The sequence below is a fragment of the Parasaccharibacter sp. TMW2.1890 genome, from assembly GCF_023337645.1.
GTDB classification, from domain to species: domain Bacteria; phylum Pseudomonadota; class Alphaproteobacteria; order Acetobacterales; family Acetobacteraceae; genus Bombella; species Bombella apis.
In genome coordinates this window covers 1,002,933-1,017,318 of the sequence record NZ_NWUV01000001.1, presented here as the reverse complement: position 1 = coordinate 1,017,318, position 14,386 = coordinate 1,002,933, and the positions used below count along the sequence as shown (strand labels likewise).

At 54.5% G+C, this 14,386-nt stretch carries 19 protein-coding genes; 3 read left to right on the top strand and 16 right to left on the bottom strand.

The window, feature by feature from the left end; all coding sequences use genetic code 11:
• Positions 1-23: 23 nt before the first annotated feature.
• From CPA54_RS04625 to CPA54_RS04575, 11 genes are all read right to left on the bottom strand, one after another.
• Positions 24-461, bottom strand: a complete 438-nt coding sequence (locus CPA54_RS04625; RefSeq protein ID WP_249085637.1) for a hypothetical protein — start codon at positions 459-461, stop codon at positions 24-26.
• Complete coding sequence (locus tag CPA54_RS04620) at positions 461-1,051, bottom strand: hypothetical protein (RefSeq protein ID WP_249085635.1); 591 nt, start codon at positions 1,049-1,051, stop codon at positions 461-463. The genes CPA54_RS04625 and CPA54_RS04620 overlap by 1 nt, the downstream gene beginning before the upstream one ends.
• Before the next feature lie 8 nt (positions 1,052-1,059).
• Positions 1,060-2,679, bottom strand: a complete 1,620-nt coding sequence (locus CPA54_RS04615; protein WP_249085634.1) for a GH32 C-terminal domain-containing protein — start codon at positions 2,677-2,679, stop codon at positions 1,060-1,062.
• A complete protein-coding gene (locus CPA54_RS04610) occupies positions 2,676-3,395 on the bottom strand; it encodes a hypothetical protein (RefSeq protein WP_249085632.1) in 720 nt (239 codons plus the stop codon). The genes CPA54_RS04615 and CPA54_RS04610 overlap by 4 nt, the downstream gene beginning before the upstream one ends.
• On the bottom strand, positions 3,395-4,018 hold the full coding sequence (locus CPA54_RS04605; RefSeq protein WP_249085630.1) for a hypothetical protein: 624 nt from the start codon (positions 4,016-4,018) through the stop codon (positions 3,395-3,397). Before CPA54_RS04605 ends, CPA54_RS04610 begins: the two co-directional genes overlap by 1 nt.
• 1 nt (position 4,019) lies before the next feature.
• Positions 4,020-5,486: a baseplate J/gp47 family protein gene (locus CPA54_RS04600; RefSeq protein ID WP_249085628.1), complete on the bottom strand. Its 1,467-nt coding sequence runs from the start codon at positions 5,484-5,486 to the stop codon at positions 4,020-4,022.
• Between the two features lie 69 nt (positions 5,487-5,555).
• Positions 5,556-5,927, bottom strand: coding sequence for a hypothetical protein (locus CPA54_RS04595; RefSeq protein ID WP_249085626.1), 372 nt, complete (start codon positions 5,925-5,927; stop codon positions 5,556-5,558).
• Positions 5,928-6,199: 272 nt separating this feature from the next.
• Positions 6,200-7,399 carry a hypothetical protein gene (locus tag CPA54_RS04590; protein ID WP_249085625.1) on the bottom strand — a complete coding sequence of 400 codons (1,200 nt, stop codon included), beginning with the start codon at positions 7,397-7,399 and terminating at the stop codon, positions 6,200-6,202.
• A gap of 18 nt (positions 7,400-7,417) precedes the next feature.
• Positions 7,418-8,005 carry an ImmA/IrrE family metallo-endopeptidase gene (locus CPA54_RS04585; protein WP_249085623.1) on the bottom strand — a complete coding sequence of 196 codons (588 nt, stop codon included), beginning with the start codon at positions 8,003-8,005 and terminating at the stop codon, positions 7,418-7,420.
• Between the two features lie 525 nt (positions 8,006-8,530).
• Positions 8,531-9,142 carry a hypothetical protein gene (locus CPA54_RS04580; RefSeq protein ID WP_249085621.1) on the bottom strand — a complete coding sequence of 204 codons (612 nt, stop codon included), beginning with the start codon at positions 9,140-9,142 and terminating at the stop codon, positions 8,531-8,533.
• Positions 9,139-10,266, bottom strand: coding sequence for a hypothetical protein (locus tag CPA54_RS04575; protein WP_249085619.1), 1,128 nt, complete (start codon positions 10,264-10,266; stop codon positions 9,139-9,141). The genes CPA54_RS04580 and CPA54_RS04575 overlap by 4 nt, the downstream gene beginning before the upstream one ends.
• A gap of 87 nt (positions 10,267-10,353) precedes the next feature.
• Between CPA54_RS04575 and CPA54_RS04570 the strand changes: the two genes are divergently transcribed.
• Complete coding sequence (locus CPA54_RS04570) at positions 10,354-10,656, top strand: type II toxin-antitoxin system RelE/ParE family toxin (RefSeq protein ID WP_249085618.1); 303 nt, start codon at positions 10,354-10,356, stop codon at positions 10,654-10,656.
• Positions 10,653-10,943 (top strand): addiction module antidote protein, encoded by a 291-nt coding sequence (locus CPA54_RS04565; protein WP_249085616.1) that lies wholly within the window; start codon positions 10,653-10,655, stop codon positions 10,941-10,943. The genes CPA54_RS04570 and CPA54_RS04565 overlap by 4 nt, the downstream gene beginning before the upstream one ends.
• 248 nt (positions 10,944-11,191) lie before the next feature.
• Here the strand turns inward: CPA54_RS04565 and CPA54_RS04560 are convergent, their stop codons facing one another.
• Genes CPA54_RS04560 through CPA54_RS04550 form a run of 3 tightly spaced genes read right to left on the bottom strand, consistent with a single transcriptional unit; the run spans position 11,192 to position 12,454 of the window.
• Positions 11,192-11,440, bottom strand: a complete 249-nt coding sequence (locus tag CPA54_RS04560) for a hypothetical protein (protein WP_249085615.1) — start codon at positions 11,438-11,440, stop codon at positions 11,192-11,194.
• On the bottom strand, positions 11,437-12,234 hold the full coding sequence (locus CPA54_RS04555) for a KilA-N domain-containing protein (protein WP_249085614.1): 798 nt from the start codon (positions 12,232-12,234) through the stop codon (positions 11,437-11,439). The genes CPA54_RS04560 and CPA54_RS04555 overlap by 4 nt, the downstream gene beginning before the upstream one ends.
• A 22-nt stretch (positions 12,235-12,256) precedes the next feature.
• Entirely contained in the window at positions 12,257-12,454 is a 198-nt protein-coding gene (locus tag CPA54_RS04550) for a hypothetical protein (protein ID WP_249085613.1), read from the bottom strand.
• Between the two features lie 94 nt (positions 12,455-12,548).
• On the opposite strand from CPA54_RS04550, the gene CPA54_RS04545 reads away from it, so the two are divergent.
• Positions 12,549-12,980, top strand: a complete 432-nt coding sequence (locus tag CPA54_RS04545; RefSeq protein WP_249085612.1) for an Arc family DNA-binding protein — start codon at positions 12,549-12,551, stop codon at positions 12,978-12,980.
• 46 nt (positions 12,981-13,026) lie between these two features.
• Here CPA54_RS04545 and CPA54_RS04540 read toward each other — a convergent pair whose 3' ends face one another.
• Positions 13,027-13,755, bottom strand: coding sequence for an energy transducer TonB (locus CPA54_RS04540; RefSeq protein ID WP_249085611.1), 729 nt, complete (start codon positions 13,753-13,755; stop codon positions 13,027-13,029).
• An 11-nt stretch (positions 13,756-13,766) separates the two neighbouring features.
• Complete coding sequence (locus tag CPA54_RS04535) at positions 13,767-14,048, bottom strand: hypothetical protein (protein ID WP_249085610.1); 282 nt, start codon at positions 14,046-14,048, stop codon at positions 13,767-13,769.
• Positions 14,049-14,386: the final 338 nt, after the last annotated feature.

Below are 14,386 nucleotides of genomic sequence, written 5' to 3'. Positions count from 1 at the left end.
CATTGTCTCGCTTGTCTGGCGGATCAGGTGGTCGGATCAGCCGGAGCTGTAGGCAGTGTGGTGCTCGTGGTGTCCGTGCCGTTGATGATGGCCTGCAATGCCTGGACATAGGCTCGCATTTTGGGGCCAAAGGTTTCCCCCATTGCCACCACCATGGCCGCCCGCTGCTGCACCCTCTGCATGGCGGACCCTGCCTGATCTTTCAGGGGCGGTGTATAAACAGGCTGGGGGCACGGTACGATCTGGCCGTCCGGGGTGAGCCCCAGGTTGCTGATGTCGCTGGGCGTCACCAGCGGCGGCCATGCATTGTCACTCATTCCCTGAATCTGCACAGACGCATAATCACTGGTCTGTGGCGGCGGAGGATTTTCACTGTCGTAACGGTCCCAACCGACGATCTGCCGGGTCTGCTGTGGGTTGGCATCGGCTTTGACAATGACGGTATAGATGATGGTGGGCATTAAGTAGCTCCGATTGCGATATAGTAAATGGTGCAGGGTGTGGTTTCGTTGACGATCCCGCTGCCGTTCCAGTAGTTCAGTGACAGCTGAAAACCGTTACGGTTCGGCGAGCCGGATATCTGAGGAAACCTGATGCGCCCGGAGCCACCATCCGTCCCGCAGACGACGACAGTGACATTGTCGTCTGTGTAAGCCTGCGGGAACTGAACCAGTGTCCCGTGGACGACGTTCTGGGCCACCCCGTATTTGATCGGGGACAGCCCGTTTTTCAGCAGGAATTGAGAATAATCCAGTGTCAGGGCTGTTTTATAGATTGGAGCCTCTCGATCACCGAGCAGCATCAGGACAGAGTTGTCCGCCCCGTTGAGATGAATCGCAAAAACCGGTTTGTCTTGCGGCCCCATCCATGCGGTGCCAGACACGAATTCCGTAAGATCCGTTTTCAGGGCGACATTCTCAGGAATGTCCGCCGCTTTCCCGGGCGGCAGTTCCAGGGTGACGGGCGTGACGTTTCCGTTTTCGTCCTGACCGAGTACGGTGGCCGTGCTGGGCTGGCCCGGCGTGACGGGTGTCTGTGATACGAGTTTCATTCAGAACCTCAGCAGAAGAGAGAGAATTTGTTGAGAAGCAATCCGTTTTTTCCAGAAACGGATAGGGCCATCCCGAACGCATCATCTGGCGGCAGGATCAGGCTGGAGAGATAGACCTGACTGTTGATGATGATTTCGACCGTGCTGGCGTCGAACAGGATGGAAACGCTGTACAGAAGGGCATCGGGGAGGGGGGCGGTCCGGTCCCTGACCCATTCAGCCTGCATCTCGGCCTGATTCTCGGACGGAACCGGGCCAGACCCGGACCGGGCACGGGAGAGCGTGACCGTGCGCTTCTGCATGTCGAAGGTCAGGGCCGTCTGGTTATCAGCTTTCCCGCCAGCGCAGAACGTGAATGTCACGCTGTCAGGGAAGTCGGTCCCCGTCAGGGGGAGGAAGGAAAAATCTACCCGCCAGCACACGCCCGGGTTGGTGATGCCGGGCGACCATGAGGCAGAGGGGGCGAGCCGGATGTTCTGATAGTCGGTGGCAGTCTCATACGCTTTTTCCTGCGCCTCAAGAAAGTCCATTCTCAGCCCGTAGCCGTCCGCCTCCCGGGCGAGGCCGAGCTTTGTCACTACCGTCTGGTTCCCGAGGAACCCCTTTGTCGGCAGCTTCCCGGCATAGGTCCAGTTCCCCATCCACGCCCAGCAGTACACGTCTCCGTCATGCGGGGAGAGGGCCTGAGCGTAAAAATCATGCCCGTGATTGATGAGCCGGGGCGTGGGACTGTCCGGCGTGAACGATTTCCCGTTCCATGTTCCGATCAGATAGCCGCAGGTAGAATATGGCTGGCCGTCCCACGTTTTCAGGGAGAAGGCTAGCAGCCATTTACTCGTGCCGTCATCCGCCGTCATGGGCAGGAGGTCGGGCGTCTCGATCTGTTGCCAGTCTGACAGGTCGATCAGGGACAGGAACGTCCAGTTTTTCGTGTCTGGAGAGCCGTAGAAGGCGATGCCCCGTCCTACGGTCAACTTCATGACCCACTGGTCAGACACGTCATCCCAGTCCACACGGGGATCCCTGAAGTCCATGCCCGGCGCATGGACGATGTCACCCTCCTCGGGGTTGTTCAGGACGATGCCGTCATAGACAGGTGCCAGACCGAGGGCAGGGGCGATGAAGCGGGCCTGTGACTGGTCGGGGTGCCCCGGATCACCGGCGGGGACGGAAACGATGTAGATCACGGCTCCTGCGCCGTACCCTGCTGTCCCCCTTTCATCTATGAACGCACAGCCGCCCCACATGTCCGGGGCCGGGAGGTCCGCCGTATAGAAGGGGATGCGGTTGACAATCCATGTGTTCAGGTCCGGTGATACGACCTCGAGCCATGTCCTGAGGCTGTTGTCGTAATTCTCGAATGTCAGAACCCATGCCCGGAATAATCCGACGTTCCCGTCCCAGATAAATCGGGTCGGGTCGTTAACCCATGGGCGCAGGTCCTGCTTTTCATTGCCTAGGCTGCCGATCAGGCTGCTGGGTAACGAATAGGATTCAGTCAATTCATGACGAGGATTGTACGGCTCTGCGGTGACGTGCAGGGCTGGCAGGTATCGGGACGCCGCCTGCCCCTGCCCGGAGCGTATGAGATCACCCAGGCTGGTCTCCGGGTTCCAGATGGCGGTCATAATTCAACTCCAAATTTTCTCAGGGCAACGGCCACTTTCTGCTGAAAACGGGCCTCTTTCTGACGGGCGCTAGCCCACTGCTGCCGCTGGAGCAGTTTTGCCGTCAGTTCCAGTTTTTCATTCAGGAAGAAGGCGTCTCCGTACCTGTCCAGTGTCACGCCCTGAAGCGAGGTGGGGAAAGGTGACGTTCCGCTGCCGCCACCTCCGCCATTCTGGATGGCCTTCTGGAAGGAAGGGAGGTCCAGCTTCATCCATGTAGGGTTGCCTGCGCCGGGGGCAGTGCTGTTCTGGTCCTGCAGGGAGATCCAGTAAACGGCGGCGTCTGTTCCGTCGCAGACGATGGACCCTTTCCTGTAGGCGGAGGGAGACTGCGCCACCTCCTGCGAGAACTGTCCCAGATAGCCCGCCTGCATCATGCGGCGATACAGGGCGGCGGTCATGTTCAGGGAAATCAGGTCTCCGCTCTGGAAGGGTAGCGGTGTCGTGCCTTCCTGTCCCCGCCAGACGGTGAAGGTGTCGCCATTGCGCTGCACGCAGTAGACAATCTCATAATGTCGGCTGTTGCTGGCGGAGACGAGCGTCAGGGCGATGGCATCCCCCGGTGCCGCCGGGCTGGGGAACTCCGCCCCCGTGCCGCTGGCAGCGATGAGGGCCGTATCGCCGACAGTGATGTTGCGGGCCAGTATGGTCCGCACACGGTTGGAAAACTGGAACATCACCGGCCTTCTTTCACATCGTAGGAATAGGTTGGCGGGACCGAAAGAACGCCCCGCTGGATGAGGACGGGCAGGGCGGCGATGAGCGTGCCGTCTGCCAGCCCGGCGGTGACCGTGATGGTCACGGTGCGGCCTGAGATGGCGATGCTGACGGGCAGGGTGCTGTTAAAACGCCATGCGTGGCCCTGCTCCCCGGTCAGGAAGCGCAGGACACGCTTCTTCAGCCATGGGATGGAGAACTGGCAGCCGTCCCCTTTGTGGTAATTCCACGTTAAGGCACGCTTGAAGATGTCGTCAGACACGAAGGTGCCGCCAGTGGTCATGAAGGTGTCCGTGTCATCGATGGCCAGGGCATTGAGCAAGGCCGTGTCGATGGCCCCGCTGGCATCTGCCAGATCGACATAGCCGATGCGGTACCGTCGCTGGCCATAGAGGCAGTAGGCGGCGTAATCCAGCAGGCCTCCCGTGATGCTGGAGCGCATGTAGAGGGGCAGGATGTGGTCATCCATCCATGTCAGCGTGCCCTGCGCCATGAGGTTGTATGCTTCGAACAGGGCCACGATGTCGGCATCATCGCTGAACTGCTGGTACGGATAGGCGGGAGCTGTCAGTTCTGTGGTCATGTCACTCCCTCACGAGGCTGATCTGGTCCGGGCTGGTGACGAGGTAGCTCTGCGGGTCGCAGGCGATGATGACGCTGTCCGTCGCCGGGCTGGCCAGCACGTCATCAAGGAACACGTCAAAGCGCAGGCTGGAGATGACCGCTCCCGGCATGATCTGGAGCAGCGTGGCCTCCACGATCGTGCCCAGCTGGAGGGTGGAGAGGGGTGCCCCCATCGTCAGGCCGTTGATGTAATTGGAAAGTGGCGGCCCGCATATCTGGGTCGCCGTCGCATCATCCACGACATTGCCGGAGGTGATGCCCCAGTGGGCCACCAGCCTCACCTTCTGCTGGAGGGGCCGGATGAAGCGGACGGGGTAGCTGTCCACGCCATCAATGGCCACGGCCTCCATGTTGCGGGGGTTGGTTTCCACCACGCCATCGCCGGAATGCTGCGGGGCACTGGTGGTGTCCACCGGTATGGAGAAACGGCTGGCATCCAGCACGGTGGCGGTGAATGTGCCGTTGATGGCCGTTGCGCCGTTCTCCCCGCTGATGGTGACCTGCTGGCCGTCCGTCAGGCCGTGCGTCAGCGTGGTCGTGATGACGCAGGGATTGCCATTCGTGATGCTGGCGATGGTGTTCGTGCTGCCCTGAAGGCTGACCAGATCGAAGCAGCTTTCATAGATGGCTCCGGCAATCTGGGCCGGGTCACCGCCATCCACCATCACGCTGTAGCCTGCTCCGGAGGTGAGGGACACGCCGATGGAGCGGGGGATCACGTTCGGCACGTTCAGCAGGCGGGAGCGGATGAAGCCCGGCGTGCCCTGCACGGTACGCATCCCGGTCTGGAGGATGCGGGCACGGTAGGCACTGTCTGTCTCGGCCCCTGTGCCCGGCGTGCCCTTCTGCGGGTTGGTGACGGTGAGGTGCGTGCCTTCCTTCGTGCCAGTCACGACTGTGGTGATGCTGTTCTCCGGGATGATGGTCGTGCCCGGCGTGGTGGAGAGGACATAGATGTTCACCAGCACGCCGCCGGAGGGAATGGTGGCACCTTCCTGTGTCTCATAGGTGTAGATTCCGTCCGATACCTGAAAGCCGGATGCCAGATACAGACCCGGCGGCCCCGTGAAGGTCACATAAGCGGAGGGATTGGCTCCAGCTCCTCTTTTGACGCCATAGACTTCCCCGAACTCATCCAGCAGGGAGGGCGTGGCGTTCAGAGGGGAGACGCTGTTGATGGTGTCCACCTTGGCCTGGTCGATCTGGGCGAGGGCACCGATGGCTGTGCTGGCCATGTCCTCCACCAGAGAGCCGGGGAGGTTGGTGGTCACGCCCGGGCTGAGCTGCGTGGCAAGCTGGACGAGCTGATCCCGCAGGGTTTGCGGGGCTGTGGGTTGGACGCCGCTGTTCTGTAATGTGGTCAGCAGGCCGGGATACTGGTCTTCCAGCAGGGCAATCTGGGCGGTGCCGATGTCGATGGTCGCCATGGGGATCTCCGGGCATGAAAAAACCCGCCGGAAGGGCGGGCAGCATGAGGAACGGCAGGGTGCGGATGGTCAGCTCCACGGCCCTGTCTGGCTGTAATCCTGACTGAAGGACTGTCGGGCACTGGAATGGAGCGTGCCATCATTGAGAAGGATGGAGATGTCGTACATGGGGTCCGCTCCATCGCCGCCATCCCTCCGGGTGATCTGGAGGCTGGGGAAGATGTCCCGGAAGCGGCGTTGGGTGAGGTTCAGGTAATAGTCGGGCCAGACACGGGAGACGAGGGTCTGCTGCACGGGGATGCCCCAGTCCGCCCAGAAGGGGCTTTCGCCAAGCTGGAGCAGCAGGGCGTTCTGGAGCCATGCAATATTGCCCTGGTCGCTGGATGTTGGCTTCCATACCCGGCTGCCATCCGGCTGGTGAACACGGGTCCATACGCGCATCGGGTGTTCCTTTCGTTCGTTGAGCAATAAAAAACCCTCCCGGTGAGGGGAGGGGGTGTTGATAAGTATAAGCATTCAGCAGACGGATATTATTTTTATAATCATATCTTCATACCCAATTATGAGCCGCTGATTGAGATGCTGTCACGTTATGAATAACCATATTGAATAGAGGTTACATTTATTCATAACTTTTTCTTTCACATAAGATTGATTCAAGAGATAATTAGAAGATTTCTATTATATTTCAAAAGCAGTAAAAATAAATACTTTCATTGATTTTTTAGGATTTTTTTTAGATATTTTCTCCATCTCATCTTCCAATAATTTGTCTCCGTCATTATTTTCTGTTTCTTTTTTTGTTCCATGTCATGTTCCCATTCTATTTTATATTCCTTATAAAAATTAGGATTTTTTTTAGATATTTTCTCCATCTCATCTTTCAATACTTTGTCTCCGTCATTATTTTCTGTTTCTTTTTTTTGTTCCATGTCATGTTCCCATTCTTTATTTTTTTTATTTTCTTGTTCCATCTCATTTTCCCATTCTATTTTATATTCCTTATAAAAATAAGGCGGTTCCGGATTTTTGTCGCTACTAAATAATTTTAAATCTGGAAGTTCTATTTCATGATAATTCAAATACTTTTCTAGATATTCGCGGAGCTGAGAGCAATCCTGTTCCTCCGGAGTTTTTAAAAATTTTTTCTCAATTTTAAACAGCTCTTTTTGATCATCATCCCTACAGGTATCTATTACTAGAATAGGGTAAGGATTATTATTAACAACCCCTTTAAGAGATTCTTGTTTTATAAATGTTATGTTATGATAAAACCCAGTAACATTTTTTCCTTCGATACATTTACATACGAGAACACCCAATCCAGGGGAAATTGTGAAATTATTTTCGGAAGAAAATTTAGATATCCTGAATCCAGCATCTATCCCCTTTCCCAAAAAATCAAATTTTGATGGATCTTTGTCAACTTCTTCTTCTAGTTCCTCGGATACAACACTTTCGTTTGAAGTATCCTTTAGAGATATGCTACAATTCGGTGTAGGGAACGATGCAACCCAAGCATTACCTTTTGTGCTTAAACCACCACTCATTTCTTTGCTATTTTTAAGCGTATTCCCATATTCTATTAACGCTTCAATAAAAGCGATCATACATGCTGATAAGTGGATCAAGCTCTGCAAAGAACAACAAAATAAAATTTCATCTCCAATTGTTTTCCATAATTTAGGGTAAGCTTCTCTTTCCGCGTCATCGAGCCGGATTTCGCAGCATTTTTCATTTTTTGTAATATTTCTATATTGTCTTTCTAATGTAGAGGGGAATTCCTTATAAAAAGTTTGAAAAATCTTCACCCATTGTTTATTGCTTTTACTTTTATTTTTTAGCTGAGTAGATCCGACAAGGTCGACAGATAAGAATAATCTAACGCGATATTCTGGGAATTCATTTGGCATAATGTTTCTCATTTAATCCTAAGACTTTAAAAGATCTAGGGAATTAGCCCTAACAGATGCTGCGGCAGAACTAACCTTAAAAAAGTCTGCTGTTTTCGTAAGATCATCCCCGTTTGTTTTATAAACTTCGGCAAATTTAGTTGCTGGCATTAATAGGGCTGCAGCAAACCAATTAGCTTCCCATTCCGCACGCATGGCTTCTTCATTTTTTTCATCAACATATCTCGTTGCATACATAGAAGTAGAAGGATTTCCTTCCAGAGAATTTTCTAGGTGAAGAAAAAGATGCCCTAACTCATGAGCTATTGTAAATCTATCACGAAGCAAGGAAGTAAAAGGAGAGAGGTATATAGTAAAATCATTGCGTGACCTCGCTATAAGAGATCCACTATTGCTAGTATTTTCTCCCGTTGATCCTATTACTATCTTTCCACCAGCTTTTATGACAGCATGTTGTATATCATCGCCGTATGAAAGGTTTAGATATTCTCTTGCAATAACTTCAGCATATTTCTCAATAGTTTCACGGGAAGCACGGAGAGGGCGCGGAGGAACCATGTTCTCGTGGCCCCCATCCGAGAAAAATGTATCTTCTGCACCCGACATCTTTGCATCTCCAACTAGGGACAAACCACGTTATAAACGAATCACCCGAGTAAGTCTTCCTAGTACGTTTATCTACAACAAGGCGCACTAAATTCCATAGCTTATAGTGTCAATGCTGGCTTCTCAAAAAGCTGGCCTGCTTTCCACGGCCTTCCGGCTATGACGCTTGTCGAGAGGTTTTGGCGAAAGCTTTCATTGCGTGTTGTCAGATATGTTTAGGTAACGTCAACGACTGGTTCCGAAATTCGGAACCAGTTAAGGTTCATCCTTACACGTGTGGGAATATACGGGTTTAATCAAAAAATTTAGCAGCTAAATTCCCGGTTCTGCCCAAACTTGTCCCGCTAGGGCGGGGAGTAACGGGGTGGGCTGAACTTTGAGCACACCCCTTTCGGTCCATCCCCGCAAAGGCGGGGAACACTTCGACAACTTCACGCAGGCCGGTGATCTGCTCGGGTCATCCCCACGTGCGTGGGGAACACTCTTCCAGTCTAGTCCTGTTTTCGTCAGGGGAGAAGCCGGACCCTAAATAACCCCACCTGTTGGGGCACCATTGTTGCCGTTGCTGTGTTCATGCGTCTTGTACGGCTGGCCGTTGATGACCAGCTCCCCGCTGATCTCCACCCGACCGCCGGAGAGCGTCACAGTGGCGGAGCCGGTGGAGAGGGTGGCATGGTCTTCGGTCAGGCGCAGGGCGGATTGGCCATTGAGGCGGTCGAGTATCTCCACACCTGCCACGCCGTACATGTGCAGCGTATCATCATCCAGAGCCTCCCACTGGGCATTGGTCAGGGGCAGGAAGACGCAGGAGCCAAGATTGAGCGGGACATCCCTTGGTGTGGGACGGCGTGTGCCCAGCCCCGTCATCTGGCCCAGCGCAGCATTGGCACTGAGGACAACGCCTTTGCATCCGGGCTGGATGGGTGTGCGGACATACTCGCTCTCCGCCACAGGAACACGGAAGGGAGGTGGGGCAGGGTTACTGCTGACCTCCAGCCGCACCAGGGCAATCCGGCCCCGCATACCGGTCACAGTCGCCGGGAACGCCTTGCCATTATGTTCGTTCACGGAGCGGGCATGAGACCGGGCCAGACGGGGCAGCCAGTCAGCGGGTGGGGTTTTGCGGAAGGCGGTCATTGGCTTGCGCTTTCTTTCTGATAGGCCGGCCAGCAGTGGAAGGTCGTGGCCCACTGCTGCCCGTCTGGGGAGCGGAACTGCCCCAGATGCGTGATGCGCCCCACATAGAAGTTGCCGGAGAACAGGCTGCGGCTCTTGGGCACATACAGGGCGTCCGTCCCGCTGCCGCCAATCACGCCGTAGGCGTTGCTGCCCACGTTGGGGAGCTGGACAATATCGCCAACCTGAATATCCCCCCGCATGGGGCAGGTGAAGGAGATGTCCACCGGCCCGTTCCATGAGGGCTGGCCGATCAATTCTTCAAACCTGATCGGGATAGGGTGCATCCGCCGGGCCTGATTCATCACCCGGAAGGCGTCGCCCTGCGCCGTGATGAGGATTTCGGACCCTGTCTGCTGGTACCAGAACTTCCCGATTGCCACGCACAAATCCTTGAATGTCCTGTATATCCCGAAACCATCTTCTGAGCAGGGGATAGGCCCTTTCTCATCAATGATGATCTTGTAGGTCGGGTTGACGTGGCTCAGGGCCGTCCGTACCGCCGTGACAAGATCGCCGCCCTGCGTGCAGTGGAACTGGTAGTTATCGACAGGCGGCTGCGTGGCGTCATGCGGGTGCAGCTCCGGCGCAATCTGGGCGGCCTGATGGTCGGGTGGGATCACATAATTGGCGACGTATAGCGTCAGGCTGAGGTCCGTCCCCACCCAGTTGCCAACAGACCCCCGGACAGTACCACGCAGTATCTCGCCAATCTGTTTGGGGTTGGAGAGAGGAAGACCCCGCCCCATGCCAGCCTGTAGTGAGACCGTCTTCCCGACCAGATTGGACGCCTGATTGATCGTGGAAATATCCACACCACGGATCGTGATGGCCGCATCCCCGCCGCCTTCCTCAAACGTGGTCAGGCTGGTCTGGGTGATCTGGAACTGAATGTCCAGCGCACCGGGGTCAAACTGGTCCGTGGAGGTGCCGGGGACAAAGCCCGGGCCGTTGTTGGAGCGTCGGACGTAGGAGCAGAGGAGAAAGGGAGGCTGGACGTGTTCTTTTCTGAGATCAAGCCGTTGGCTGTTCTGCCGTTTTTCTGTCTGTGTACGGTCGGACACTGAGAGGCGATAGAAGCGCACGGGGGATATTCCTTTCGTTGAGCAATAAAAAACCCTCCCGGTGAGGGGAGGGTTGAATAAGCAACATTTGTAATCTATAGTTTACAAATGTGGGAGATCAGACAGACATCATCTTTCCGGGACTGGCTGGCAAAGCTGAAAGACCAGCGGGCCATAGCGAAGATCAAGGCTCGCCTTACGCTCATGCAGGCCGGTTCATTCGGGGATGTCAAACCGTGCGGTGGCGGTGTCTCTGAAAGTCGGATTCACTATGGGCCAGGCTATCGTCTTTACTTTGTGCAGAGGGGAAGCGTGCTGGTCATCATGCTGGGCGGTGGAACGAAGCGGACACAACCCAGGGATATTCAGCAGGCCAAGGATATTGCCGTGCAGTTGGAGGGGCAGTTATGAGCAAAAAAATCGAACTCACCACATTTGATGCCGTTGAAGCTGCAAAAGACCCCGCCGTGCAGATCGAACTGCTCAATATGGCGTGGGAGGATGGAAACAGCGAAGCCATCACACATGCGCTTTCTGTCATCGCAAAGGCCCGTGGCATGTCCGCTACGGCTGAGGAAGCAGGTATTACCCGCCCTGCACTCTATAAAGCTCTCTCTGAAAAGGGTAATCCCAGCCTTTCCAGCCTGCTCGGCATCATGCGTGCGCTGGGCGTGAAAGCTGATTTCCATCTGGCGTAGAAAAGGGCACCCGCTAAGGTGCCCCAATCCCCGCTAAGGCGGGGAACACTCCGAGGCTCTGACAGCACAGGAGACCGGCGGCTGGTCATCCCCACGTGCGTGGGGAACACGGAAGACGAAATCGAACTTATGAGGTTTATATCGGTTCATCCCCACGTGCGTGGGGAACACTCTTCCAGTCTAGTCCTGTTTCCTCCAACTGGGGAAGAAGGGGGGTATGCCCAGATTTGGACAGCCCCCCAGAATGGTCAGGTTGTCTCTCCCGCCGCCCGTCTGATTTCAGAGACGAAATCGCTATATTCATCGTTCTGGTTGTTGATAATCAGGCGCACGAGGCCAGCCAGAGGAACACCGGCGTTTTCTCTGTCGGGGATGCTGTCTTCCACGACAGAGAGGGCGGATATCAGGTTGTCCCAGTTCTGCTGCACGTAGCGGCAGGTGGAGAGCAGCCGCTCAAGACGTGCCTCTGGTGTGGTGGCCGTAAAGGCGTTGCTCATGCTACACCCCCTTCACCTTCCAGAGCCTCCAGAATGGACGGATACCACCGCCACTGCTGCACTGTCCCTTCCGCATGGGCTTTCGTCTGGTCCTCAAGGCGGGCGTAAGCGCGGCCTTTCTCGGTAGGTGTCCAGACGATGCGGCCTTTATGGTCTCGGCTGTCGGTCTGGTAGCCGCAGCTTTTCAGCAGCAGGTTTGCGCCCCGTGCGTTGGTACCGAAGTGCTGGCCGATTTCCGTGGCGTTCAGGGTGCGGGCCTGAACAGGAGCGGGCTGGCTTACCGCCTCCCAGCCATACGCCTTGGCAACATCGATGCCGGTTTGGGCTTTTGCTGTGGCCAGGGCTTTCAGGCGGGCCAGCCCGACTTCCATGCCCATCTGCTTGTTGAATCGTAGCGCAGCACTGAAAGCCAGTCGGGCTCGGCGCAGGGGCAGGGTGGTGTCCACGTTGCGGGAGGAGCGGGGTATCTTCCCCTGCATCAGATCGTCAAACGCCCGGATAACATGCAGGTGGAAAGCTGGGCTGATCCACATGGCATAGGCATAGACCAATTCCTTGCAGACGTAGGTGCCGCCGTTTTTACCTTCAATCGTCACTAGTGGGGAAACTGTGCAATTTTGCATAGTTTCAATTTCCTCAACCAATTCCTTGGTTTTTGCTGCCCTAAACCATTGTGCGGGGGCATCCTTTGGGTTGCCTCCGGAGGCTCGGTGGCAGTCATTCAAACGATAGCGACCCTCGGCATCCTGTCTGATTTTGGTGGAAGCGATTGTCAGTGTTGTGGTACTACTCATCTCAAGGTGTTCCTTTCGAGGTTCATTGTTCAGAGGCGTTGGAACTTGCTTGGTGGCTTTCCAACGCCTTTTTTGTTTCCACATCCTCCTTGTATCTTTCGACACAAAAGGAGATTTGCCCGCTGAGACTGCGCTTGTTGTAAGCGGCATCCCTGCGTGTCCAGTCCAGAAGTTCGCTATCAAGCCAAACCCTGAATTGCGCTAGTTTGGGTTTTGTCATTATCCTTCTTTCTTGTCTGTCCCACCGTGGGACGGTTTATCTGTCACACGGTGGGGCTATTGTAGTCAAGAAAAAAAGTGGAGTACCGTGTGACATGGCTAAAAGAGATGACCCACAGTTCCGCATCCGGCTTCCCGCAGACCTCAAGAAGAAGATTGAGGAAAGCGCAAAGGCCTTTGGAAGATCATTGAATACCGAGATTGAACAACGTCTTGATTTTACGTTCAATGCTCTAAGAGAAGGCTTGACGTCTGACTTAAAGTATGTCGAGCAAGAGGTGGCTATGGCGGAGAAGGAACTGAGAATAGCTGAGGCTGTGTATGAGGATGCTATAAATAGTAATGCAGATTCTGTAGAGAAATCTATAGCCCGTTATGAAGTAAAGAAAGCATTAGAGAATTTAAAGATGAGTAAACGTATGCAGTCAGAAGCGATATCTATGATGATAGAGGGGGCATATCAATCTACCCTCCCTGATGGTTATAAATTTGTTGCCAAATATATGTCAGGAGACGATGAAAAGTAGTAAATTTACTTTTCATCGTCACTTGGTTGAGAGTAGTGGATTAAGCTTAGTCGTTGAACGTGAAATCGTAGTGCCATAGATGAGGCTGTCCCTGTGGATCAGGAGATGGCTCTCCTTTCCAACAGGCTATATTAACAAAATCAAGTACAGCATTGTCGTATAGTTCTGTGAAGTGGTTGTTTTTTTTCTTCTTCACCACGGTGCAATTCCGATTACGCCTGTATCCGTCTGAGTCCTCATATATTTCACAACGGGCGTCCACATGTCCTTCTACGTTATCCTCCTGTGCCTCCTGAGGCCAGTCAGGATAAGTGATCCTCGCACACGCTGGCCCCTCCTGTTTCGGGGCTGCCGGAATATCCAGCAGCGCGAACGCATCGACTTGTTTCCCAGCGTCGTCATAGCCGCCATCGTGAAACACACCGAGGATTTTGCCCGGCGGGATGAGGACGCAGCGGGCATCCTGAATTACCCGGTTTTCGCTCTCGGCTGCCTCCTCAAAGAAACGGTAGTGGCTGCGGAGGTAGGACTGGCACTCTGGCAGCGTATTGGCGGGCAGGGTGGAGAAGTCGTAGCCCACCGGGGTTCCGCCCTGCGGGTTGTAGCCCTGCTGGAGCCTGTTGCGGGCCAGATAGAACTCCCGGTTGGGCGTATTGGGTGGCAGGGTGTACCGCTCGTCTCCCGGTGCCAGTACGGAGCGTGTGTAGCTGGGCGGGTTGCCGGGCTGTGTCGCTGGGCCCCAGAGAAGGAAGATGAGAGCGAGCGTACCGGACATGAGAGAACCCTTTACTGCGTGACTTCAAATGCCTGATCGTCCTCACGGAATATCAGCCTGGCGGACGAAATCGAGCCGGTCAGGTTGATGTCGTAATTCCGTGGTGAACCAATCAACGGGCGAAAGAGTAGCGTGTTTTCTGCGCTGTCCTCAACCTTCAGATACCACCGCTGGCCCGCCATGTTCCACCATGTAGAGATGGTATAGAGCCGCCCGGCGGCATCACTGAACTGCGCCCGGAAGGGCGGCGCACTGTTCTCGTCCGGCGTGAAGGGGATGATTGTGTCAGGCATGGTGGGGTTCCTTTTTTATGTTATCCTCCTGAGGGAGGAAGAAACAGTTAGGTGGTTCTGAATCCTTAAAATCAATAGTCATCAGGGGCCGAAGGAGGAAATGGCATGAAAGTCAAAATAGAAGTCAAAAAGGACGAAATAAATTTTTCGAAATATCCATCACTTAAGTGTTCAGTAATTAACGATCCAAAAGGATGGTATGAACGTGTGAGATCTACGAATATAACTCAAGGATTTGTTCAGTATAATGGTGATGATCATATATATGAATTTGTTCTTCGTGGTTTGACAGACGAAGAGGCTGCTTACTTGAAATTGGCCATAGAAGAACAGGGTCG